At 66.6% G+C, this 21049-nt stretch carries 22 protein-coding genes, 4 tRNA genes and 3 pseudogenes; 18 read left to right on the top strand and 11 right to left on the bottom strand.

The genetic code is table 11. The features are described 5' to 3' along the window. Nucleotides 1-27 precede the first annotated feature (27 nt). The gene (locus ACJH6H_RS21520) at nucleotides 28-639 is read right to left on the bottom strand and encodes a PaaI family thioesterase (protein ID WP_212811641.1); all 612 of its coding nucleotides are present in this window, start codon (nucleotides 637-639) and stop codon (nucleotides 28-30) included. 33 nt (nucleotides 640-672) lie between these two features. Between ACJH6H_RS21520 and ACJH6H_RS21515 the strand changes: the two genes are divergently transcribed. Both ACJH6H_RS21515 and ACJH6H_RS21510 read left to right on the top strand, forming a co-directional pair. Continuing rightward, complete coding sequence (locus tag ACJH6H_RS21515) at nucleotides 673-1170, top strand: DUF1990 family protein (RefSeq protein WP_135356927.1); 498 nt, start codon at nucleotides 673-675, stop codon at nucleotides 1168-1170. Between the two features lie 197 nt (nucleotides 1171-1367). Next, nucleotides 1368-3137 (top strand): bifunctional serine/threonine-protein kinase/transporter substrate-binding domain-containing protein, encoded by a 1770-nt coding sequence (locus tag ACJH6H_RS21510; RefSeq protein WP_406775777.1) that lies wholly within the window; start codon nucleotides 1368-1370, stop codon nucleotides 3135-3137. Between the two features lie 5 nt (nucleotides 3138-3142). On the opposite strand, the gene ACJH6H_RS21505 is transcribed toward ACJH6H_RS21510, so the two are convergent. Next, entirely contained in the window at nucleotides 3143-3889 is a 747-nt protein-coding gene (locus ACJH6H_RS21505) for a transporter substrate-binding domain-containing protein (protein ID WP_406775776.1), read from the bottom strand. Between the two features lie 75 nt (nucleotides 3890-3964). Here ACJH6H_RS21505 and ACJH6H_RS21500 point away from each other — a divergent pair, with 75 nt between their 5' ends. Then, complete coding sequence (locus tag ACJH6H_RS21500; RefSeq protein ID WP_212811644.1) at nucleotides 3965-4408, top strand: hypothetical protein; 444 nt, start codon at nucleotides 3965-3967, stop codon at nucleotides 4406-4408. Here the strand turns inward: ACJH6H_RS21500 and ACJH6H_RS21495 are convergent. After that, a pseudogene (locus ACJH6H_RS21495) lies at nucleotides 4405-4896 on the bottom strand (integrase core domain-containing protein); the annotation flags it as partial. The gene ACJH6H_RS21500 and the pseudogene ACJH6H_RS21495 overlap by 4 nt on opposite strands. Nucleotides 4897-5057: 161 nt before the next feature. On the opposite strand from ACJH6H_RS21495, the gene istA reads away from it, so the two are divergent. Continuing rightward, nucleotides 5058-6668 carry an IS21 family transposase gene (istA, locus tag ACJH6H_RS21490; RefSeq protein WP_406775775.1) on the top strand — a complete coding sequence of 537 codons (1611 nt, stop codon included), beginning with the start codon at nucleotides 5058-5060 and terminating at the stop codon, nucleotides 6666-6668. Nucleotide 6669: 1 nt separating this feature from the next. After that, the gene (locus ACJH6H_RS21485; protein WP_138247680.1) at nucleotides 6670-7467 is read left to right on the top strand and encodes an ATP-binding protein; all 798 of its coding nucleotides are present in this window, start codon (nucleotides 6670-6672) and stop codon (nucleotides 7465-7467) included. A 46-nt stretch (nucleotides 7468-7513) separates the two neighbouring features. Here the strand turns inward: ACJH6H_RS21485 and ACJH6H_RS21480 are convergent. Both ACJH6H_RS21480 and ACJH6H_RS21475 read right to left on the bottom strand, forming a co-directional pair. After that, nucleotides 7514-8032: pseudogene (locus ACJH6H_RS21480) on the bottom strand (leucine zipper domain-containing protein); the annotation flags it as partial. Nucleotides 8033-8139: 107 nt separating this feature from the next. Next, nucleotides 8140-8967 carry a class I SAM-dependent methyltransferase gene (locus tag ACJH6H_RS21475; protein ID WP_406775774.1) on the bottom strand — a complete coding sequence of 276 codons (828 nt, stop codon included), beginning with the start codon at nucleotides 8965-8967 and terminating at the stop codon, nucleotides 8140-8142. Between the two features lie 148 nt (nucleotides 8968-9115). On the opposite strand from ACJH6H_RS21475, the gene ACJH6H_RS21470 reads away from it, so the two are divergent. After that, entirely contained in the window at nucleotides 9116-10513 is a 1398-nt protein-coding gene (locus tag ACJH6H_RS21470; RefSeq protein ID WP_135356921.1) for an NAD(P)/FAD-dependent oxidoreductase, read from the top strand. Here the strand turns inward: ACJH6H_RS21470 and ACJH6H_RS21465 are convergent. Beyond that, a complete protein-coding gene (locus ACJH6H_RS21465) occupies nucleotides 10510-11964 on the bottom strand; it encodes a PPE family protein (protein ID WP_406775773.1) in 1455 nt (484 codons plus the stop codon). The genes ACJH6H_RS21470 and ACJH6H_RS21465 overlap by 4 nt on opposite strands. A gap of 154 nt (nucleotides 11965-12118) precedes the next feature. Between ACJH6H_RS21465 and ACJH6H_RS21460 the strand changes: the two genes are divergently transcribed. Further along, the gene (locus tag ACJH6H_RS21460; protein WP_318984433.1) at nucleotides 12119-12856 is read left to right on the top strand and encodes a GNAT family N-acetyltransferase; all 738 of its coding nucleotides are present in this window, start codon (nucleotides 12119-12121) and stop codon (nucleotides 12854-12856) included. A 13-nt stretch (nucleotides 12857-12869) separates the two neighbouring features. Here ACJH6H_RS21460 and ACJH6H_RS21455 read toward each other — a convergent pair. Next, nucleotides 12870-12944 (bottom strand) — tRNA-Val (locus tag ACJH6H_RS21455). A 290-nt stretch (nucleotides 12945-13234) separates the two neighbouring features. On the opposite strand from ACJH6H_RS21455, the gene ACJH6H_RS21450 reads away from it, so the two are divergent. The 4 genes from ACJH6H_RS21450 (at nucleotide 13235) to ACJH6H_RS21435 (ending at nucleotide 13876) form a co-directional block, all read left to right on the top strand. Beyond that, nucleotides 13235-13307 (top strand) — tRNA-Gly (locus ACJH6H_RS21450). A gap of 28 nt (nucleotides 13308-13335) precedes the next feature. Further along, a tRNA-Cys gene (locus ACJH6H_RS21445) sits at nucleotides 13336-13409 on the top strand. Between the two features lie 14 nt (nucleotides 13410-13423). Then, a tRNA-Val gene (locus ACJH6H_RS21440) sits at nucleotides 13424-13498 on the top strand. Nucleotides 13499-13684: 186 nt separating this feature from the next. Continuing rightward, a complete protein-coding gene (locus tag ACJH6H_RS21435) occupies nucleotides 13685-13876 on the top strand; it encodes an excalibur calcium-binding domain-containing protein (RefSeq protein ID WP_318984432.1) in 192 nt (63 codons plus the stop codon). A 20-nt stretch (nucleotides 13877-13896) separates the two neighbouring features. On the opposite strand, the gene ACJH6H_RS21430 is transcribed toward ACJH6H_RS21435, so the two are convergent. Genes ACJH6H_RS21430 through ACJH6H_RS21420 form a run of 3 tightly spaced genes read right to left on the bottom strand, consistent with a single transcriptional unit; the run spans nucleotide 13897 to nucleotide 15241 of the window. Continuing rightward, nucleotides 13897-14109, bottom strand: coding sequence for a three-helix bundle dimerization domain-containing protein (locus ACJH6H_RS21430; RefSeq protein ID WP_406775772.1), 213 nt, complete (start codon nucleotides 14107-14109; stop codon nucleotides 13897-13899). A gap of 59 nt (nucleotides 14110-14168) precedes the next feature. Next, nucleotides 14169-14648, bottom strand: a complete 480-nt coding sequence (locus tag ACJH6H_RS21425) for a DUF6653 family protein (RefSeq protein ID WP_318984430.1) — start codon at nucleotides 14646-14648, stop codon at nucleotides 14169-14171. Next, a complete protein-coding gene (locus ACJH6H_RS21420) occupies nucleotides 14645-15241 on the bottom strand; it encodes a TetR/AcrR family transcriptional regulator (RefSeq protein WP_406775771.1) in 597 nt (198 codons plus the stop codon). The genes ACJH6H_RS21425 and ACJH6H_RS21420 overlap by 4 nt, the downstream gene beginning before the upstream one ends. Nucleotides 15242-15771: 530 nt before the next feature. On the opposite strand from ACJH6H_RS21420, the gene ACJH6H_RS21415 reads away from it, so the two are divergent. From ACJH6H_RS21415 to ACJH6H_RS21390, 6 genes are all read left to right on the top strand, one after another. Beyond that, nucleotides 15772-16107 (top strand): hypothetical protein, encoded by a 336-nt coding sequence (locus ACJH6H_RS21415; RefSeq protein WP_020101798.1) that lies wholly within the window; start codon nucleotides 15772-15774, stop codon nucleotides 16105-16107. A gap of 110 nt (nucleotides 16108-16217) precedes the next feature. Further along, nucleotides 16218-16742, top strand: coding sequence for a hypothetical protein (locus ACJH6H_RS21410; RefSeq protein ID WP_135356913.1), 525 nt, complete (start codon nucleotides 16218-16220; stop codon nucleotides 16740-16742). Between the two features lie 18 nt (nucleotides 16743-16760). Further along, nucleotides 16761-17414 carry a DedA family protein gene (locus ACJH6H_RS21405; RefSeq protein ID WP_135356912.1) on the top strand — a complete coding sequence of 218 codons (654 nt, stop codon included), beginning with the start codon at nucleotides 16761-16763 and terminating at the stop codon, nucleotides 17412-17414. 52 nt (nucleotides 17415-17466) lie between these two features. Next, a complete protein-coding gene (locus ACJH6H_RS21400; RefSeq protein WP_135356911.1) occupies nucleotides 17467-18246 on the top strand; it encodes a Clp protease N-terminal domain-containing protein in 780 nt (259 codons plus the stop codon). Nucleotides 18247-18369: 123 nt separating this feature from the next. Then, nucleotides 18370-18918 (top strand): hypothetical protein, encoded by a 549-nt coding sequence (locus ACJH6H_RS21395; RefSeq protein WP_406775770.1) that lies wholly within the window; start codon nucleotides 18370-18372, stop codon nucleotides 18916-18918. A gap of 79 nt (nucleotides 18919-18997) precedes the next feature. Then, a complete protein-coding gene (locus ACJH6H_RS21390; RefSeq protein ID WP_406775769.1) occupies nucleotides 18998-19528 on the top strand; it encodes an N-acetyltransferase family protein in 531 nt (176 codons plus the stop codon). Nucleotides 19529-19531: 3 nt separating this feature from the next. Here the strand turns inward: ACJH6H_RS21390 and zapE are convergent, their stop codons facing one another. Further along, on the bottom strand, nucleotides 19532-20575 hold the full coding sequence (gene zapE, locus ACJH6H_RS21385) for a cell division protein ZapE (RefSeq protein ID WP_406775768.1): 1044 nt from the start codon (nucleotides 20573-20575) through the stop codon (nucleotides 19532-19534). Nucleotides 20576-20600: 25 nt separating this feature from the next. Here zapE and ACJH6H_RS21380 point away from each other — a divergent pair. Further along, nucleotides 20601-20972, top strand: a pseudogene (locus ACJH6H_RS21380) (dihydrofolate reductase family protein); the annotation flags it as partial. Between the last annotated feature and the right edge of the window lie 77 nt (nucleotides 20973-21049).

Here is a 21049-nt window from a genome sequence, read left to right as displayed (position 1 = left end):
GTCATCGCTTCGCGGGCCAGCGCCGCCTCAAGGCTGACCCGGCTTGAGCCTGACGAAGAGGGCCTCGGCGTCGGCGAGCACCGTGTCGCCGTCCAGCAGCGCGCCGGTGATGAAGATCTTGCGGCCCTCGACGCGCTCCAGCGTCGCGGTGGCGCGCAGGTCTTTCTCGACCGGGACGATCTGCCGATAGTTGATGTGCAGGTAGGCGGTGCGCTGGAACGGGCTGTCGGTCAGGCGGTAGGCGGCATGCCCCAGCACCGAGTCGAACAGCAGCCCGATGGACCCGCCGTGCGCGGCACCGTTTCGGCCGAGGTGGAAGCGCCGGAAGCGGACGGGACCGGCGATCCGGCCGTCATCGGTGACCTTGAGATCCGACGGCACGTTCAGGACGTTGCCGCGGTTGGGCAGGTCGAGCCGACGGCCCGAGGGCGAGTGCCACTCATCGGCGCGGTACGGCGCCAGCAGGGCGTTGGCCTGTTCGATGAGGTTCGCGGCCTCGGTGATGACGTCGTCCGGCGCGTCGGCGCCGCGCGCGTGGTCGCCGGCCATGCGGACGGATTCGACGAACCTGCCGTAGTCCGGGCCGCCCTGGGTGGTCGGTTTGGGCGGGTTGAATCCTCCGCCGGCATGCTTATCCACCTGTTTCTCTTATCACGGTGGCAAGGTGGCCCTATGCGACTGAGCGACCTGGCCGGGCTGGCATTCACCTACCCCGACGTCGGGGCGACCGCCGGCGAACTGCCGGAGGGCTACCACCACGTGCACGCGGAGGCCCGGATCGGTTCGGGTCGAGCACGATTCGACGAGGCGGCCGGCGCGGTCCTGCGGTGGGGTATGCAGCGGGGTGTCGGCATGCGTGTGGAGGCGACCACCGTCACCGCCGCGGCGGGCACCGACATGCTGGGCCGTCTCGGACCCGTGCAGGTCCCCTGCCGCGTGGTGTACGTCGTCGACGAACCCGACCGGCGCGGATTCGCATACGGGACGCTGCCAGGCCACCCGGAGTCCGGCGAGGAACTGTTCAGCGTGCGCTACGACCCGGCCACCGACGCGGTCTTCGCCGAAGCGACAGCGTTCTCGCGGCCGGCGCTCTGGTGGAGCCGGCTTGGAGCTCCGGTCTCACGGGTCGCTCAGCGGGTGATCGCGCAGCGCTACCTGCGCGCCGTTTGAGCGATCGGGCGGCTCGGCCGGTGCGCGGGCCTGCCACTCCGCCGCCGAAGCGGCAGGCCCGCGATGTGTTGTCACTGTTGCACCTCCGGCCGATCAGCCCGCACACCCCCGCCAGACGACCTGACTGTGATTCACCCAGCCACTGCTGACCAGGTGTTGTAGCTTTCACACGAAACTGACACGCCAAGGAGTGCTGGGTGGAGCCGACACGATTCGGGCAGTACGAGCTGCGCGAACTGATAGGCCGCGGCGGCATGGGCGAGGTCTACGTCGCTTACGACACGAATACCCAGCGCACCGTCGCGCTCAAGGTGCTGCCGCCGCACCTCGCCAAGGACCCCGTGTTCCAGGAGCGGTTCAAGCGCGAGTCCCAGGCCGCCGCGGGCCTCAACGAGCCCCACGTCGTGCCCATTCACGGTTACGGCGAGATCGACAGCCAGCTCTACCTGGACATGCGGCTCATCGAAGGGCGCACCCTCGCCGAGATCCTGGCCGACACCGAGCATCGCCCGAGCCCCGACTTCTCCGTCCGAATCATCGAGCAGATCGCCGCGGCCCTGGACGCCGCGCACGGAACCGGGTTGATCCACCGGGACATCAAGCCCTCCAACATCCTGGTGACCGATCACGACTTCGCCTACCTGATCGACTTCGGCCTCGCCCGCACCGCCGGTGAGCACGGATTGACCACGGCCGGAAGCACTCTCGGCACCTTGGCGTACATGGCGCCCGAGCGATTCGAGGGCGGCCAGGCCGACCCGCGCTCGGACATCTACGCACTGACCTGCGTGCTGTACGAATGCCTCACCGGCCGGCGACCGTACCCGGCCGACAGTCTCGAGCACCAGATCGCCGGGCACGTCAGCGCTCCGGCCCCGAAGCCGTCCGACGTCGATCGGCGGCTCGTCGCATTCGACGACGTGATCGCCAAAGGCATGGCCAAGAAACCCGGCAAGCGCTACCAGCACGCCGGTGAACTCGCCGCGGACGCCCGCGCCGCACTGAGCGCGCAGGTCCGCGTCTCGGGCCGCACCGGCACGCGCACGGGCTCGGGACGCCATGCGGTGCAGACCGACGAACCGAAGCGCCGCACCCGGCAGATCGTCGTCGCCCTCGGCGCGGTGATCGTGCTGGCCGCCGGTGCGGGAACGGCATGGCTCTACTGGTCCCGGCAACACCAGGTCGGGCCGTCGGGTTCGGTGCCGTCGATCGCCGCCAAGCTACCTGCCGATCTCAAGGATTCGGGCCGACTGGTCGTCGGAGTCAACATTCCTTATGCGCCAAATGAATTCAAGGCGCCCGACGGCAAGTTCACGGGCTTCGACGTCGACCTGATGACGGCGGTGAGCCGGGTCCTCGGGCTCGAGCCGGAGTTCCGGGAGATCGGCATCTCCAAGATCGTCGCTTCGGTGCATGACGGCATCATTTCGGTCGGGGCGTCCTCCACCACCGACACCAAACAGCGGGAGAAGTCGGCCGACTTCGTGACGTACTTCAAGGCCGGCGTGCTGTGGGCCAGGCGGGCCGGATCGAGTGTGGATCCCAACGCGGCGTGCGGATTACGGGTGGGCGTGCACCTCGGCTCGGTCGAGGAGACCGACCACCTGCCCGCCCGCAGCGCGGCATGCGTTGCGGCCGGTGTGGCACCCATCGAGATCGTCCCGATCGCCGGCCAGGACGGCGTCACCGCTGCACTGCTTGCCGGCACCGTCGACGCCATGGCAGCCGACTCGCCCGTCACCGGCTACGCCATCAAACTCAGCGGCGGCAAGCTGGAAGCGGCCGGCGGCATCGTCGATGCGCAGCCCTACGGGTGGCCGGTGGCCAAGGGCTCGTCGCTCGCTGCCGCGTTGCAGGCGGCGCTCAAACATCTGATGCAGACCGGTGAATACCGGGAGATCGCCACCAAATGGGGTGTGGAGATGGGCATCATCGACAAGCCGGTCATCAACGGCGCACTGCGCTAGGCCGGCTACTTCGGCCCGATGTCCGCACCCAGCCACTTGCGGCTGACCGCCGCGTAGCGGCCATCACCTTGAATAGTGCTGAGCCACTTGTTGATTCGCTGTTGCAGCGACACGGCATCCTTGGGTATCAGGTAGGCCTTCTGCGCGACGGTGAACGGCTGGTCGGTCGACACTCCGCATAATTGCGGATGTTGCGTTACCTGCCAACGGATTTCGCTGCCGTCGGTGATCATGACGTCGGCCTTGCCCTCGATGACCTGATCGAAAATGGTATTGTTGTCCGGATATTCGATGATGGTGGCGTGGTGCAGATTGGCGCGGTCGAATTGTTCATTGGTACCGCCGGGATTGGCGACCACGCGCACTCCCCCGCGGTCGATGTCGGATAGCGAGCGGTACTTCGCGGCATCGGCGCACCGCACTATCGCAGCTTTACCGTCGCGCAGATACGGCTCGGAGAACAGCGCCTTGGCGGCCCGGTCTGCGGTGACGCTGATACCGCCAACCGCCAGTTCACATTTCTGACCCAGATCCGCCATCAGCGTCGGCCAGGTGGTGGGCACCAGATGCAGCTCCACACCGGATTCTCGGGCGAAATCCCGGACCAGATCGATGTCCATGCCGCTCCACTCGCCGGCGGCGTCACGGTAGGTGAACGGGCGATAATCGCCGGTGCTGCACACCGTCAGCGCCTTCGGCGTGGATTTCTCCTGCGGCGAGCTGCATGCTGCCATCGCCGCCACGACCAGCACCGACGCCGCCGCGAACACTGTGCGTCTCATGCAGCCAGACTCTCATGCGACCACCAACTCGCCTACGCTGGCTATATGCGTCGAATCGCGGCACTCGCAGTGGCAGGCGTACTGCTCAGTGCCTGCACGCAGACCGTGCCGGGACAGGCAGGCGCGCCAGATGACCTCAAGTGGCAACGCCCCATCACCGATTCGGTTTCCAGCCTGGGCGGCACGCTCGGCACAGTCGGGGAAGCCATGACCGCGCACGACTTCGTCGCCATGTCGCGGGATTGCACGAAACTGCAAGGCACGTTGGACGATCTCGGCAAGAATCTGCCGACTCCCGACGCGGACGTCAACTCGTCGTTGCAGGACAGCATCGACAACTTCCGGTCGTTCGCCCGCGTCTGCACGATGATGACGCCGGGCACGGCGGACGCGTCGCTCGACCAGCTGAGCGGCTACCTGGACCGCGGCGACAGCTCCATGCGAAAAGCCTTGCAACAGATGGGCATCGAGCTGCCGGCCGCCCGCTAGCTGTACTGCCCTGAGAGGTTAGGCACGCGGGTAGCAGGTGGTTGGCCGCCGAGTGCGGTGTGGCCGCGGTGGTGATTGTAGGTGTGTAGCCATCGGGGGTATTCAGCGCAGCGCTCGGCGTCGCTGGTGTAGAGGCGGGCGTAGGCCCATTCATCGGCCAGCGTTCGATGAAAGCGCTCCACCTTGCCGTTGGTCTGGGGCCGGTAGGGTCGGGTGCGTCGGTGCTCGACATCCCCGAGTGCGTCACGGAAGACGTGTGATCGATAGCAGTTCCCGTTGTCGGTCAACACCTTTCGCACGTGTATCCCTCGTTCGGTGAACCAGGCGTTGGCGCGCTGCCAGAAGTCGGCGGCGGTGTCTTTGCCCTCGTCGGCCAACAGTTCGGAGTAGACCAGCCGCGAGTGCGCGTCGATGGCGGTGTGAATGAAGTGATAGCCGCGCAGCGGGTTGCCGTACTTGTTGGTCGTTCCGCTACTCCTGTCGGCCTTGTCGTCTGCCATGAGGATGGGACCAGTGTGACCTGATTTTTGCCAGGGTGATGGGACCACCTGGATTGCCAGTTATGGGACCACCGGCGCGTCGCGTCGGTGGTCTTTTCATTTGTTCGTTCGATCGCCGTGACGGCTCAAGGTCACGGAGGTCGGCGGGCATGGCTTTTCGGGAGGTCAGTGTGAATGAGATCAGGGAAGTGCTGCGGGTGTGGCTGGGGGTGGTGGGACTGCCGGCGCCGGGGTACCGCAGCATTGCCGCGCATTGCGGCCTGGACCGCAAGACGGTGCGCCGCTACGTCGAGGCCGCCCAGGCGGCGGGTTTGCGTCGCGACGACGACGTCAGCGCGGTCGATGATGCGTTGATCGGGATGGTTGCCGAGGCGGTGCGTCCGGTGCGCCCCGATGGCCACGGGGCGGCGTGGGAGCAGCTGGTGGGCTTCGAAGATCAGATCACCGCCTGGGTGGCCGGCACCGGTGAGCATCGGCCGTTGACGGTCACGAAGATCCACACCCTGTTGGCCCGGCAGGGGTGTGTGGTGCCGTATCGGACGTTGCACCGATTCGCCAGCCAGCGTTGCGGTTTCGGCCGCAAAGACCTCACGGTGCGGGTCGCTGATGGCGATCCCGGAGTGGAGTGCCAGGTCGACTTCGGCTACCTGGGGATGCTCACCGACGCTGCTGACGGGCGCCGCCGCAAGGTGCACGCGCTGATCTTCACCGCGGTGTACTCCCGGCACATGTTCGTGTGGTTGTCGTACTCGCAGACCCTGGCCGCGGTGATCGCCGGCTGCGAGGCGGCCTGGGAGTTCTTCGGCGGGGTGTTCGCCGTGCTGATCCCCGACAACCTCAAACCGGTGATCGCCGCCGCGGACGCGGTCAACCCGCAGTTCAGCCAGGGCTGGCTGGACTACGCCGGGCATAGCGGGTTTCTGACCGACCCCGCCAGGGTGGCCTCGCCGAAAGACAAGCCACGGGTGGAACGCGCCGTGCAGTACGTGCGGCGAAACTTCTGGGACGGAGAAACATTCACCAGTCTGCAGCAGGCGCAGGACGCCGCCACAGCGTGGTGTCGTGACACTGCGGGCACCCGCACCCACGGCACCACCTGCGCACGCCCGCTGGAGGTGTTCACCGACGAAGAGCAGCCCCGGCTGTTGGCGGTGCCGCAGGTCTATGACGTGCCGGTGTTCAAGACGGTCAAGGTCCACCGCGACTTCCACGCCGAGGTCGCCAAGGCCCTGTATTCGCTGCCCGAATGCTGGATCGGTCAGTACCTGGACGTGCGCGCCGACACCGAGCTGGTGAAGTTCTATCGCCGCGGCGTGCTGGTCAAGGTCCATCCCCGCCAACCGGCCGGTGGGCGCAGCACCGACCCCGCTGATCTGCCCGAACACAAGACCGGCTACGCGCTGCGCGATGTGACGACATTGATCGCCACCTGCGCCGCGCACGGCCCCAACGTCGGGATCTACGCCGAACGCATCCTCGATGACCGGCTGCCCTGGACGAAGATGCGTACCGTCTACCGGCTGCTGGGTCTGGTGCGCCGCTACGGCGCCGACCGGGTCGAACAGGCCTGTTCATTGTCGCTGGATCTCGATGTCGTCTCGGTGAACAAGATCGCCTCCATGCTCGAGCGTGCCACCGAGACCAGCTCCCCGGCCCTGCCGAAAGCGGTCGGTCACACCGCGACCCGCTTCGCCCGTGATCCTTCCGAATTCAACTCCACCCCAACATCATTGACCATCGTTTCCGAGGAGAACCGCTGACATGACTACCACCGCCCGTGGAGCTACCGACCCGATCGGCGCTGATCTGCTCCGACTGCTCAAAGCCCTCAAGCTCGGTGCACTGGCTGACACCCTGCCCGAACGCGCCGCCTTGGCCCGACAACACAAACTCAGCCACATCGGCTTCCTGGAAACACTGCTGGCTGACGAGGTCTCCCGACGCGAATCCCGCTCCGCGGCACTACGAGCGGCCAAAGCCGGACTCGATCCGAGCATGCGGTTTGATACCTGGACCGCCCACGGCGACCTGCGCTATGACCGCACCCTGCTCGGTGATCTCACCTCGCTACGGTTCCTCGATGCCGGCCAGTCCGCGATCGTCCTCGGGCCCGTCGGCGTTGGCAAGACGCATCTGGCAACAGCATTGGGAAACATGGCTATTCGACGCAGACACACCGTCGTGTTCGGCCGCGCCGACAAACTGTTCACCCGGCTGCGCGCCGCCCGCCTCGACCACACCGTCGACGCCGAGATCCGCCGCCTGGCCGCCGTCGACGTTCTGATCATCGACGACTTCGCGCTACGCCCCCTCGACGCCACCGAAACCAGCGACTTCTACGAAATCGTCGTCGAGCGCCACCGCGCCAAGACCACGATCATGACGTCGAACCGCGAGCCCGCCGAATGGCTGACCATGACCGCCGACACCCTGCTCGCCCAATCAGCCATCGACCGACTGACCTCCGCCGCGCACACCCTGGTCATCGAAGGACCGTCCTACCGCCAACGGACCCGCCCTCAGCTTGACCCAGACCCCGCCGACGAGCATCCTCAATAACGCGCCACGGTGGTCCCATCCCCCTGGCAATCAGGTGGTCCCATCACCCTGGCAAGCGACAGGCCTGGGCGTTGTGATTACCCGCGGCGCGGCCCAGCATCCGCCAACCGCCTCCGGCGGGAACCTTGCCGATCTTCTTGATGTCGATGTGGACCAGCTCGCCGACTGATGCTGTCTCGATGCGGCGGATGACTCGGCCTGTTGGGCGGTCCAGCCAGCGCAGCCGGGCCACTCCGTAGCGGCTCAGAACCCGGTGCACGGTCGAGGGATGAATGCCCAGCAGATAGCCGATTCGGGCTGGTCCCCAGCGGCGGATGATCCGTACTTTGATGATCCGGCGTTCGGTGCGTGTCGGGGTCTGGTTGGGGCTGCGGTGCGGTCGTGAACTGCGGTCAGCCATACCGGCCGGCCCGAATTGGCGGTACCGGCAGGCCCACCGCTGGGCTGTGGTGACCGCGACCTGGAACCGCTCGGCAGCCCGGCGCAGCGACCAGCCGTCCTCAACAACACAACGAGCCAGCCGCAGACGACCAGTTTCAGACAATGGAGCATTACGGTGTGACATGAAGACCTCCGAGAGGGTTGGTGCGTTCCTAGACAGCTCGCACTTCACTCGGAGGTCTTCGTCATGTCACCACGCCACGCCGTACCTAACGTCCGTGGTCAGTACAGCTAGCCGGCCGGTTTGTAGGCAACCAGCCCAACGGCCGCCAGATGCGCGCGATGTCGTGAATAGGACACCCGCAACTGCCTGACCCGGCGACGGGCTTCCGGATGCCCCGCGAGCTTCGCGACGAAACAGATTGCGCCCCAGACACCTTCGTCAGCGATCTGGCGTCGCAGCGCCAGCGGTGACGCTCGCGCGATCCGCACCCGCTCGACCGTCAGCCCCGCATCCGCCAGCAGTTGCTCCCATCCCGCCACCGTCAGCGGCCGGATCTTGGTCAGCGCGGCGCCGGCCAACTGGCCCGCGATGTCGGCAGCCTCGGCCTGGGTGTCGGGCGCCATCGCCAATTCGTGCACGGCATAGCGACCCCCCGGGCGCAGCAACCGCGCGGCTTCCGCGACGATCGCCTCCTTGGCGTCCGCGTCGTGCAGGGTGAGCAGCCACTCGCCGATCACCACGTCCGCGCTGCCGTCGGGCAGGCCCGTATGTGCGGCATCGCCGACGCGCACATTGTCTTGCCCCGCTACCAGAGCGGCGGTGTCGGCGGCATCACGGTCCTGTTCCACACCCAGGTACGAACGCGGGGCACGGGCCAAAATCTCGGCCGCGGTACGCCCCATACCGGGCGCGAATTCGACGACATCGGCATTGCTGACGTCCACATCGTCCAGCAACGCGCGCGTCAAATGCATGCCGCCGGGCCGCAATACCCGTTTCCCGAGTCTGGCAAGGAGCCAATGGCCGGCCACGGTGAAGTCGCCCCGGTCCGCTCTCGGCAGTGCCGGCGGGATCGGGTGCGGTGGGGCGTAATTGCCGTAATGCCAATGGTTCATCGTTATTGCGATTCCCGCTTAGCCCGCCCGCAAACGTGCTCCGGCCAATGGCGTTCCACCGCAGGTCAACCCGTTGCCGCCCATAGTTCGTCAACTCCCAGTATGTTGGCCCTGTCGTTCGGTCCTACGTTGCGCCCGAAGGAGCCACATGACCATCGCGTCCCAGCGTCATCGCGTCGTCGTCATCGGATCGGGATTCGGTGGCCTGCAGGCCGCCAAGGCCCTCAAACGTGCCGACGTCGACATCACTTTGATCTCACGCACGACGACCCACCTCTTCCAGCCATTGCTGTACCAGGTCGCCACCGGCATCCTGTCCGAAGGCGAGATCGCGCCGACGACGCGACTGGTCCTGCGCAAGCAGAAGAACGTCACGGTCCGCCTCGGCGAGGTCGAGCACATCGATCTGAAGGCACAGACCGTCACCTCCAAGCTCATGTCGCAAGTGACGGTCACGCCGTACGACAGCCTGATCGTCGCGGCCGGTGCCCAGCAGTCGTACTTCGGCAACGACCACTTCGCGACGTTCGCGCCCGGTATGAAGACCATCGACGACGCCCTCGAACTGCGCGGCCGCATCCTGGGTGCATTCGAGGCCGCCGAGGTGGTCACCGACCCCGCGGAACGCGACCGCCGGCTGACGTTCGTCGTCGTGGGCGCCGGACCGACCGGCGTCGAACTGGCCGGGCAGATCGCCGAGTTGGCGGAGCGCACCCTGGCCGGAGCGTTCCGCAGCATCAAGCCGCAGGACTGCCGCGTGATCCTGCTGGACGCCGCGCCCGCGGTGCTGCCGCCGATGGGTCCCAAGCTCGGCGCCAAGGCGCAGAAACGCCTGGAGAAACTCGGCGTCGAGATCCAGCTCAACGCGATGGTCAGCGACGTCGACTACAAGGGCATCACCGTCAAGGACAAGGACGGCACCGAGCGCCGCATCGACTGCGCCTGCAAGGTCTGGTCGGCCGGTGTGCAGGCGAGCCCGCTGGGCAAGCTCATCGCCGAGCAGTCCGACGGCACCGAGACCGACCGGGCCGGCCGCGTCGTCGTCGAACCCGACCTCACGGTCAAGGGGCACCCGAACGTCTTCGTCATCGGTGATCTCATGGCCGTCCCAGGCGTGCCGGGCATGGCGCAGGGTGCGATCCAGGGCGCCACCTATGCCGCCGACATCATCAAGCGGTCCCTGGCCGGCCAGGACGACCCGGCCAACCGCGAGCCCTTCAAGTACTGGGACAAGGGCAGCATGGCGACCGTGTCGCGGTTCGACGCGGTCGCGCAAGTGCCGGTGCCGTTGACCAAGAAGAAGCTGGAATTTGCCGGACCGTTCGCGTGGCTGTCGTGGCTGGTGCTACACCTGGTCTATCTGGTGGGCTACAAGAACCGCGTGACGACACTGTTCACCTGGTTCGTCACCTTCCTGGGCCGCGGGCGCGCGCAGATGGCGATCACCAGCCAGATGATCTACGCGCGCACCTCGATGCAGCTGCTGCAGAACCAGCTGAACGCATTGGCCGCAGCCGACAAGGTCGAGAAGAACGAATCCGCCTAGCCGTTCTCGTCGGGACTCCAGGTGCTCGGCAGCATCGGCGCACGCGCGCCGTCGCCGAACTGGTCGCCGGTTACCGCGGTCAATCCGGCCGGGGTCGTTCCCGCCCTCGATACCGCCCCGGTGAACCCCATGGGCCCGGCGCCGCTGTCCGATACGCCGGATGCCCATTCCGGGGCGACATCGAGGTCCATGTATTCGACAGCGTCACCTTCTTGTTGGCGCCGACTTCGGCGTCGGCGTGCCTGCCGGGCCGCCGCCGCAGCGGCCGAGGCTTCTCGGGCCGTCGCGGACTCCCGCGCCGACGCGGCGGCGTCGACACGCGTCTGACGCTGAAGCCACGCGCTCGCGCCGATTCCCGAACCGTCACCGACCGCATACGGAAAGCCGGGGTCGCCGACTGGCGGCGGTGCACTGGGTGCCGGTGTGGCGGGCGACGACACCGTGCCGGTCGGCGCCGGTGCCGAGGCACTTGCCGGGCCGGACGCGGGGGCGGCCGTTGACACCGGACTCGGCGTCGGGGCCGTGGCGATGGCGGGCATGGGCGTTTCCTGCGCCGCGGGCAGCGGCTCCGCACCGATCGCCGTCGGAGGCACCTGGATGCCCGCCAGCCCCGCGAAACCGGCCACCCAACCGAGGTTGGCGATCGCCAGGCCAAGTGCCGGCTGGATCAACGCCGGCGCGAACTGGCCCAGCACCGAAGCCAGTTGGGAGGCATGGAAAGTCACGTCCGCCAACACCATCGGCAGATTGGTCAGCAGTGCGGCGGGATCGGTCAGCAAGTTGTTCCACAACAGTTCGAGGTGTTCGCCCATCTCGGCGCCGACGTCGAACCACCACTCCAGATCCGTCGGATCCAGATCGCCGTGGCCGTGGTCATGATCGTGGTCGTGGTCATGATCGTGGTCGTCGTGCGCCACGATCTGCGGCGCGGGCGTGGCGTGCGGCGCGGATGTCGTTGTCATCTCAGAAACGGCTTCATACGTCGCCATCGCAGTCGCGGCCTGTACCCACATGCGGACGTAGTCGGCCTCGGTGACCGCGATGGGAATCGTGTTGATACCAAAGAAGTTTGTGGCCACCAGTGCGGCCTGTGTCGCGTGGTTGGCGGCCAGTTCGGCGAGTGTGGGCATCGTGGCCAACGCGGCGCTGTAGGCGCCGGCGACAGCCTCATGCCGGGCTGCGCGGGCGTGGCTTTCCAGGCCGCTCTGGGTCAGCCACTCCAGATACGGAACGTGTGCGGCCACATATCTCTCGACGGTCGGCCCCTGCCACGCGCCCGCGTGCGTAGCCGCGAGGACGGCCCGAAGCTCCTCGGCGACTGCCGTGTAGGTCGCGCCGAGCGAGGACCATTCGGCGGCGGCCGCGAGCAATGGACCCGGGCCCGGACCGCTGCTGAGCAGTGCCGAATGCACCTCCGGCGGCAACGCCATCCACACCGGCATTGCCATCACGCATCCCCCGCCCAGTTAACGATAATGAAAACTATATTCATTAAGGCTAGCAGGTGGGTGCCGCAGTCCGAGAAAATGCGTTGCCCATCGGGCGAAGGCTCTGAAAGATGCGACCTGTCCAGGTCAACCCGCCAGCGCCCCCAGGAGTTCAGCCGTGTCCGACTTCTCGCCGGTCGTCACCGACTACTGGGCCGCCGCGTTCAGCGGAAAGACGTTGCACACCAACGAACATCTGACGATCACCGTCAACCCCGACCGCGCCCACGACGACAGCGCCGCGATCCTGCGGACGGCCCACGACGACCGGGTGTTGATCGCCGTGAGCCCCGCTCTCGCCGACGTGCTGACCAATGACATTGCCGCACTCGACAATCCGACCGAGGCCGACATCAGAGCCGCACTGGCCACCCGGGGCGTCGTGCTGAACGGCGCCGACAATGTGTTTTATCTCTCAGAATCGGCGGCCGACGACATTCTCCGCGACACCGGATCAGTCAACGTCCGCCCACTGACCGATCGCGACGCCGACATCTTCGCGTCGTTCAAAGCGGCTGTCTCCGAAGAAGACTGGGACGGCGCGTATGTGGAGCTCGACCATTGGGCAGTATTCGGCACGTTCGACGAACACGGGCACCTCGCCAGCATCGGCAGCATGTACCCGTGGGACGACGTGTTTCCGCTGGCCGACATCGGAGTCCTGACTCTGGACTCCGCGCGACGCCGAGGGCACGCAAACACGTTGGTACGTGAGATGTTTCGCTACGCGCTCACGCAGGGATTCGAGCCGCAATACCGATGCCAGCTGGACAATGCCGCCTCGATCAAGCTGGCCGCCAGTGTGAATCTGCAGCAGTTCGGGCAATGGGAAACCGTCATGCCCGACGATGCGTGACGGTGGGATTGTGTGGTGGTCCCGACTGGGATCGAACCAGTGACCTTCCGCGTGTGAGGCGGACGCTCTCCCCCTGAGCTACGAGACCGGGGAATCTCACCGACCGGATCGGTGCGACGACAGACACTAACACGTCCCGCGACCCGAACGGGAATCGCGTCCCGCCGGCGCCGGACAACGCCCGCCGGGACCGACCGAACCCATCCCCGCGCCGCCTCAGGAGTCACGGGACACAACGTCCGAAACACCGGCCAAGACGTCGTCACCTCTGCGAACCAGGCCGTTTACCAGCGGTTTTCACGCGATTTGTATCTGCTCGCATTCGTGCACTAATGTCTTGCATCGCAACGGACGAACAAAGTTCAACCGGAGCGAAACGCGGATGTAGCGCAGTTGGTAGCGCATCACCTTGCCAAGGTGAGGGTCGCGGGTTCGAATCCCGTCATCCGCTCGAAGGTGCGAATGGCATCAGCCCCAGTGGTGGAGTGGCCGAGTGGTGAGGCAACGGCCTGCAAAGCCGTGCACACGGGTTCGATTCCCGTCTCCACCTCCAAAAGTTTCAACCCGGCGCGATTAGCTCAGCGGGAGAGCGCTTCCCTGACACGGAAGAGGTCACTGGTTCAATCCCAGTATCGCGCACCAGAGTTTCACGATAAGGCCCGGTTTTCGAACCGGGCCTTCTTTTTACCCGCACCCAGCAACCCGCAATATATTCGTACCATCGCGCTGTTTTTTCTCGAATCCACGTACAGGCCAGTGATGATGGCTGTAACGTCCAGCTCGCAATATCGGCATATTGCCGAACCGAGCTAACTCTCCGAGGTCGAAATGTTGCGTACGTTGATCGTTGCTGCCCTGATCACCTCTGCCGGCGTGGCCATCGCCCCCGTCGCGCAGGCATCCGGATACAAGAACTGTTCGGCAGCTCATGCCGACGGTCGGTACAACATTCCGCAGGGCGATCCCGACTACAAGGCGTCCCAAGATCGCGACAACGACGGCATCGCCTGCGAGGGCTGAGCAGAGCCCGCCGAGCGGGCTCAGACCGCGGCGGCCCGCCGGCCTTCATCCAGTTCTTCACGGACGTGTCGCTCGACAAGAAGTGGCACGAAATCCCGCACCGTGCAGGACGCGAAGGCTTCATGCGCGCGCCGAACCGCAATGGCAATCTGCGCGGGATCAAGGGCCGGATAGCGCGCCGCCAGGCGTGCCACGACGTCGTCGATCGCTAGCTCTTCGCTGAACTCGCGCATCGACATATTCTCGCGCAGCGCTCCCCCACACGAGGCCGAAACGAGATAACAGAGTCCGGTCACCGACCGGCGGCCACCTCGTCGTAGAAGATGCCCAGCCGGTCGATCCGCCAGAGCTGCCCGTACACCACCAGGACGGCGCCGAACACGGTCGGCCAGATGAGCAGCGCGCCGAGCCCCCACGTCAGCAACACGGCACCGGTCACCGCGCCGGCGACCCAAATTCTTTGGACGACAGCGAATCCCGCCGGCATCTGCGACCGGTCCTGCATCCACAGCCGCTCGCCGTAGATGCCGCGGGAGGACCAGGCGACCGGCCTGTCGACGGGCGCGAACGCGTGCGGGTTCCACCACAACCACGCGATGACCACGCCGACGGGCACCAGGGCCCACCAGCCGATCCAGACGCGACTCCAGATCGCGAGCATCATCAGCGGGATGGCGGCGAATCGCGTCCACACGCTCCATGGGTTGGCGTGGCGCCGCCAGGCCTCGTCGCTCATGCCCGCGGCGCGGGCGTACTTGTCCAAGAGCTTCATCGCAGCATTCCCCTCGCCAGAGTTCGGATGGTCGCCTCGAGCACGTCGTCGTAGCCGGCGCCGAACCGGTCACGGTTCATCACCAGCAGACCGACGGTCCGGATGACGCCCAGCAGGGTGTCCGGGGCGATGTCGTCGACCAGGACGCCATCCCGCTGGCCGGCCGCGAGGTGGTCGAGCACCGGGCTGACGATCTGCGGCATGACGCGCGCGAGTTGCTCGGGCCCGACGCGGCGGCTGACCGCCGTGAGCTCGTCGGTATGCGTCAGCAGCCTCCGATAGAACGGATCGTCGACGAGCACATCGGTGATGGCACGCATGAGGCAGACGAGGTTCTCCTCGTCGACCGGCCGACCCAGTGCCTCGCTGAGCCGAGCTCCCATCCGGGGCGCCCGCCGCAGCATCACCTCGAGATAGAGCGACTCCTTCGAGTCGAAGAACGCGTAGAAACTGCCCTTGGCGATCCCCGCCCGCCGGACGAGTTCATCCAGCGACGTCTTCTTCAGCCCCTGGGCGGCGAAGAGCTGCTCGGCCGTATCGACCAGGGTGCACGCAATGCGCGCTTTCTCGTCGGAAGTGAACGCCACCGCCATAGCTATGACTCCTTTGGTCAGATGGTCATAGCCTATGTGTTTGCGGCCGTCTCCGCCAGGGCATCCCACCACCACTCAACGCCCCGAAGGCGCTGTCACAGTGAACGCTGACGGATTTGCCTCAGCCGGTGCGTAACGATTTACTGCTGTACTTCGATCATCTAGTTCAGGACGGTGCTACCAGTAGCCATCGGCCGATGTTGACGGGCCCGCCAGCTAATTCATCGCGCATACCTTCGCAGCCTCGCGCGCCTGTCGGTGGGCCGCCTAATCAATTGACGTAACCACACCGGCATCGGCGCAGTTCACATCACTCGTCGCCCAAATCTCCGCAATCGGCCGAGCGAGTCCGCCCCGAGCCACACCAGCCCCATCAGGCAACAGGCGGGCCGACTCGTACTTTCAGTCAGCAAATCCGAATCTGTTACATGAACATTTCAGCAAAGTTCGCTCAATTGGTTGCACAACGCCCGAATGTGGACTACAAATGTTTGCTGTAAGCGAGTTTCGCTCCAGGAGGGACACCAACCATGGCTAACATCACCACTCGCATCGCAGGATCGATCGCTCTCGCTGGAGGCGCCGCCATCGTCGCGCTCGCCGGCGCCGGCGCTGCCTCGGCCGCACCGACCCCGCCGCCCCCGAACCCGATCCAGCAGATCGGCCAGTTCGGCACCCAGCTGAACCACGCCATCGGCACGTTCGGCACCCAGAACGAGCAGGCCCTCGGCCAGGCCGGCACCTACTACAACCAGGCCGCGGGCACCGCCGGCACCTACTACGAGCAGGGCGCAGGCCAGCTCGGCACCTTCGCCACCCAGCAGCTCGTCGGCCTCGTCGGCGGCGTCTTCGCACCGCAGCACTGATCTCGCGAGAGACATTTCAGGGCGTGGGCCGCAACGGCCCACGCCCTGCGCTGTTTTCTCCGCCACTCAGCGCCCCACACACATTGCTAGAAGAGCTAAACTTTGTCGTCATGAGCTCAAAGACGTCGATCGCCGCCGCCGCGGCACTGGCCGTGGTGAGCTGGGGCGCATCGACGGCGGTTGCCGTGGCCGACCCCACGCCCGCTTCCCCGGGTCCCGCGGCTCCCGCCGCAGGCCCGAAGACCAGCATCGACGGTGACGGGCTGTTCATCGTGGGCAAGGACATCGCGCCCGGCACCTACGCCACCGCCGGACCCGTCGGCGACAAGCGCTGCTACTGGCGGCGGATGAACAACGTGGACCCGCACGCCAAGAACAACGTCATCGACAGCGCGATGACCGCCAAGGCGCAGGTCGTGCTCATCGATGAGACCGACAAGGCGTTCAAGACCAGCGGCTGCCAGCCGTGGCACGTCACCGATGCCGCGCCGGACTCCGCCGGACCGGGTCCCAACATTTCGCCGCAGGCGCGCGCCGCGATCGCGATTCTCGGAACCCTCGGCGGAGGCGGCGGCGCTCCGGCCCCGGCGCCCGCACCCGCACCGGCGGCGCCCGCACCTCCAGCTACGCCGTAGTAGTGCATCCTTAGCGGCATGGACGTCGACGCGCTGCTGCAATCGATCCCGCCGGTGGCGGTGTATCTCGTGGTCGGGCTCGTGATCGGGCTCGAAAGTCTGGGCATTCCCCTGCCGGGCGAGATCATTCTGGTCACGGCCGCCGTCATGTCGTCCCGGCACACGCTGGACATCGACCCGATGGGCGTCGGACTGTCCGCCGCGGCCGGCGCCATCATCGGCGACTCGATCGGCTACAGCATCGGCCGCCGGTTCGGCATGTCCCTGTTCGAGCGCCTGGGCCGACGGTTTCCCAAACACTTCGGCCCCGGCCACGTCGCACTGGCCCGCCGGCTCTTCAGCCGCTGGGGTGTCTGGGCCGTCTTCTTCGGCCGCTTCGTCGCACTGCTGCGCATCTTCGCCGGGCCGCTGGCCGGGGCGCTCAAGATGCACTACACGCGCTTCCTGGCCGCCAACGCGGCCGGCGGCATCGTGTGGGCCTGCGGCACCACGGCTGTCGTCTACTACCTGGGCGTGGCCGCCGAGAAATGGCTGGCCCGGTTCTCCTGGGTCGCGCTGCTGGTCGGTGGCCTGCTCGCCCTGACCGTGACCATCGTGCTGAAAGAGCGCACCGCCAAGGCGATCGAGCAGTTGGAAACCGAGCACGACTGGGACACCCTGCGACAGTCGTAGCTTCCGTCAACTTGCGGTTGACGAATCCCATGCGTCAACCTACGGTTGACGCATGGCTACATCTGCTGAATCCGCGCACACCTCCACCCCCAATCCGATCGCCGGCACCATCCGCCTCGACGACCTCATCGAGGCAATCAAGAAGGTGCACACCGAACCGCTCGACCAACTCACCGACGCGATGCTCGCTGCCGAGCATCTCGGCGACATCGCCGACCATCTCATCGGCCACTTCGTCGACCAGGCCCGCCGCTCGGGAGCGTCGTGGACCGACATCGGCACCAGCATGGGCGTCACCAAACAAGCCGCCCAGAAACGCTTCGTCCCCAAGGAACCCCGATTCGACACCATGGATCCCAAGGACGGGTTCAGCCGCTTCACCCCGCGCGCCCGCACCGCTGTCGTCGAAGCCCAGCAGGCCGCGCACACGTCGCGCAGCGCCGAGATCACCACCGACCATCTGTTGCTCGGGCTGCTGACCGACCCGGGGTCACTGGCCATGGTGCTGCTGAGCAACCAGGGCGTCACCGCCGACCAGATCCGCACGGCCGCCGCCGTGCCCGTCGGCACTGCCGAGCCCAAGGCGCTGATCCCGTTCGACGGCGCCGCGAAGAAGGTCCTGGAACTGACGTTCCGCGAGGCACTTCGGTTGGGGCACAACTACATCGGGACCGAACACATCCTGCTGGCTCTGCTCGAATCCGAGGACGCCGACGGCCCCCTGCACCGGCTCGGTGTCGACAAGGGTCGTCTCGAAACCGAGCTCGAGAAGATGCTCACCGACTTCGTTGCCGCCCAGCAGTCGGCCGGCGAGCAGTCCGGGCCCGCGTGAGTGTCCACTGACAGGGACAAAACGCCCCACTGACGTCGGCCGAGTGGCGAGATCTACTCCATTCCGGCGAGGTCATGATGGCGGTGTGCCATCATGCGATGCAGTCATAACGGAGAGGACGCGATGAGCACGGGCGTGAATGGCAACAGGACCTACCGCTGGCTGGCGGGTTTGCTCGGCGCGTTGACCCTGCTGGCGGCCACGCTGGCGCCCGCCGCGGCGGCCGAGACGAGCATCGGCAACCTCGGCCAGACGCTGCGCGTCGACTACAAGGGCCTCGTCGCGGACGTCACCGTCCACAACGTGCTGCCGTCGGACGAACCGCCGGGCTGGACCTGGAACGGCTCGCCGCGCTGGCGCGCCCAGGGCGGCCCGTGGAAGGCCGATGTCACCGTGCACGTCATCTCGACGCCCAATCCCCACTGGATGGCCACCGGGGTCACGTTCAGCGGCGTCACCCCCTACGCCGACGCCTACGCCTCCAAGCACACCGACGACCCCAACGCGCTGGAACTCAAGCTGCTGAGCGCGCCCGCGGGCTCGACCGTCGACGGCGTCGTCTACTGGGACGTCTACCGCGGCTTGGTGACCAACGTGGTCATGCTCAACCCGGCCACCGGTACCCATCTCGCGCAGTGGAACATCTGGCAGCCGGGCGACCAGCTGCCCTGAGACTCACACGTCCGGACATAAACTGCCCCTGCCCCGTGCGGACAGGGGCAGTTTTGTGTTTCCGGACAAGGAGATCCCGATGACGGTGCAGGTTCGGCAGGCTCAGACCGACGATCTCGTCGAACTCGCCGACGTGGCCGCCGCGACGTTCCCGTTGGCCTGCCCACCGTCGTCGACGCCGGAGAACATCGCGGCCTTCATCGCCGGCAACCTGTCCGCCGATCGGTTCGGTGACTACCTGCGCGATCCCGAGCGCGCGGTGTTCGTCGCGCACGACGAGGCGCGAATCCTGGGCTATACCATGCTGATTCGCGGGGTGGCCGATGACGACGACGTGCAGCGCGCCGTGCCGGAACGGCCGGCCGTCGAATTGTCCAAGTGCTACGTGCTGCCCGACGCCCACGGCGGCGACGTCGCGGCGACGCTCATGGATGCGTCGGTCGCCTATGCCCGGGAGCACGGCGCCCGCTGCGTGTGGCTCGGCGTCAATCAGGAAAACGAACGCGCCCAACGCTTTTACCGCAAGCACGGGTTCGAGGTCACCGGCACCAAGACGTTCGAGCTCGGCGCCCGGACCGAGAGCGACTACGTGTTGGTGCGGCCGCTGTAGACCTCAGGCGTGCAGCTGAGTGCCCTCGTGGGTCAGCGCGAGCAGGCGGGACGTGGCCCGCAGATACTTCTTGCGGAAGCCGCCGGCCAGCATCTCGTCGCTGAAGACGGTGTTCATCTTCTCCCCCGACGCCACGACCGGAATGCCCGCGTCGTACAGCCGGTCGATGAGCGACACCAGCCGCAGCGCGACGGACTGGTCGTAGACCACGTGCACGCCGGTGATGAAAACCTGCTGCACACCTTCGATCAACGCGTGATAGCGCGACGGGTGCATGGTCGCCAGGTGCGCGCACAGCGCGTCGAACTCGTCGAGCGTGGCGTCGTCGACGCCGACGGCCCAGGACCGGACCTGCTCCTCCGACGGCGGCACCGGGGCCGACGGCAGCGCACGCTGCCGGTAGTCGGGGCCCTCGACCCGCACGGTGGTGAAAATGCTCGACAGCGTGTTGATCTCGCGCAGGAAGTCCTGCGCGGCGAAGCGGCCCTCACCGAGCTGTTCGGGCAGCGTGTTCGACGTCGCCGCAATCGAGACGCCGCGCTCGACGAGCGCCGAGAGCAGCCGGGAGATCAGCGTGGTGTTGCCGGGATCGTCGAGCTCGAACTCATCGATGCAGACCACCACATAGTCGGACAGCAGGTCGATGCACTCGGTGAAGCCGAAGACGCCGGCCAGCTGCGTCAGCTCACCGAACGTGGCAAACGCGGCGGGGCCCGCGTTCGCGCCGGCCAGCGTGTAGTACGTCGAGGCCAGGAGGTGGGTCTTGCCGACACCGAAGCCGCCGTCGAGGTACATGCCGACCCCGGGCAGTGCTTCACGCTTGCCGAACAGCTTCTTCTTGCCGGCCCGCTGGCGGACCGCGTCCTCGCAGAACTTGCGCGCCGAGACCACCGCGGCGGCCTGCGACGGCTCGTTCGGATCGGGCCGGTAGGAGTCGTAGCTGACGTCGGCGAACGTGGGCGGCGGGACCAGTTCGGCGATCAGTCTTTCCGGCGTGACGGTCGGATGACGATCGGTCAGGTGCGCGACTTCGCTGGCCCCAGGCATTTACGCACCATAGCGGCGTGTTGCAATGATTCACGTGTCCGATCCCGACGCTGCGACGCAGCTCACAGAGCTCAGCGCGGTAGGCGCTGCCTTCCCGGCCGACCCGGAGACCGGCGACGACACGCTGCTGGCGCCGTTCTACAGCTACCCCGCGGAGCTGGACCGGCCGTGGGTGCGGGCCAACATGATCTCCAGCCTGGACGGCGGCGCCACCGACGACGGCCGCGCCGGCGGCCTGGCCGGTCCTGGGGACCGGGCACTGTTCGGCTATATGCGCCAGCAGGCCGACGTCATCCTGGTCGGTGCGGCGACCGTGCGCATCGAGAATTACTCCGGCGCTCAGATGTCCGCGCCGCAACGCCAGGCCCGCCAGCTCCGCGGTCAGGCCGAGGTGCCGGAGTAATTGTCAATACCTGTGGATTGGTGTTTTTCAGGCGACCTCCGTTCCGGTCGGGGTGGCCGGGTTGTCGGCCG

Source organism: Mycobacterium sp. SMC-21 (assembly GCF_045310825.1).
Taxonomy (GTDB): domain Bacteria; phylum Actinomycetota; class Actinomycetes; order Mycobacteriales; family Mycobacteriaceae; genus Mycobacterium.
Note: the sequence above shows the minus strand (reverse complement) of the source record. Positions and strands in the feature narration are given on the sequence as shown.

What these genes read in the sequence shown, in the direction of transcription:
- ACJH6H_RS21475 (WP_406775774.1), bottom strand. Translation starts at nt 8,967, where the DNA reads ATGAACCATTGGCATTACGGCAATTACGCCCCACCGCACCCGATCCCG.
- ACJH6H_RS21515 (WP_135356927.1), top strand. Translation starts at nt 673, where the DNA reads ATGCGACTGAGCGACCTGGCCGGGCTGGCATTCACCTACCCCGACGTC.
- ACJH6H_RS21405 (WP_135356912.1), top strand. Translation starts at nt 16,761, where the DNA reads ATGGACGTCGACGCGCTGCTGCAATCGATCCCGCCGGTGGCGGTGTAT.
- ACJH6H_RS21470 (WP_135356921.1), top strand. Translation starts at nt 9,116, where the DNA reads ATGACCATCGCGTCCCAGCGTCATCGCGTCGTCGTCATCGGATCGGGA.
- zapE (WP_406775768.1), bottom strand. Translation starts at nt 20,575, where the DNA reads ATGCCTGGGGCCAGCGAAGTCGCGCACCTGACCGATCGTCATCCGACC.
- ACJH6H_RS21400 (WP_135356911.1), top strand. Translation starts at nt 17,467, where the DNA reads ATGGCTACATCTGCTGAATCCGCGCACACCTCCACCCCCAATCCGATC.
- istA (WP_406775775.1), top strand. Translation starts at nt 5,058, where the DNA reads ATGGCTTTTCGGGAGGTCAGTGTGAATGAGATCAGGGAAGTGCTGCGG.
- ACJH6H_RS21390 (WP_406775769.1), top strand. Translation starts at nt 18,998, where the DNA reads ATGACGGTGCAGGTTCGGCAGGCTCAGACCGACGATCTCGTCGAACTC.
- ACJH6H_RS21435 (WP_318984432.1), top strand. Translation starts at nt 13,685, where the DNA reads ATGTTGCGTACGTTGATCGTTGCTGCCCTGATCACCTCTGCCGGCGTG.
- ACJH6H_RS21485 (WP_138247680.1), top strand. Translation starts at nt 6,670, where the DNA reads ATGACTACCACCGCCCGTGGAGCTACCGACCCGATCGGCGCTGATCTG.
- ACJH6H_RS21420 (WP_406775771.1), bottom strand. Translation starts at nt 15,241, where the DNA reads ATGGCGGTGGCGTTCACTTCCGACGAGAAAGCGCGCATTGCGTGCACC.
- ACJH6H_RS21425 (WP_318984430.1), bottom strand. Translation starts at nt 14,648, where the DNA reads ATGAAGCTCTTGGACAAGTACGCCCGCGCCGCGGGCATGAGCGACGAG.
- ACJH6H_RS21395 (WP_406775770.1), top strand. Translation starts at nt 18,370, where the DNA reads ATGAGCACGGGCGTGAATGGCAACAGGACCTACCGCTGGCTGGCGGGT.
- ACJH6H_RS21500 (WP_212811644.1), top strand. Translation starts at nt 3,965, where the DNA reads ATGCGTCGAATCGCGGCACTCGCAGTGGCAGGCGTACTGCTCAGTGCC.
- ACJH6H_RS21410 (WP_135356913.1), top strand. Translation starts at nt 16,218, where the DNA reads ATGAGCTCAAAGACGTCGATCGCCGCCGCCGCGGCACTGGCCGTGGTG.
- ACJH6H_RS21415 (WP_020101798.1), top strand. Translation starts at nt 15,772, where the DNA reads ATGGCTAACATCACCACTCGCATCGCAGGATCGATCGCTCTCGCTGGA.
- ACJH6H_RS21430 (WP_406775772.1), bottom strand. Translation starts at nt 14,109, where the DNA reads ATGCGCGAGTTCAGCGAAGAGCTAGCGATCGACGACGTCGTGGCACGC.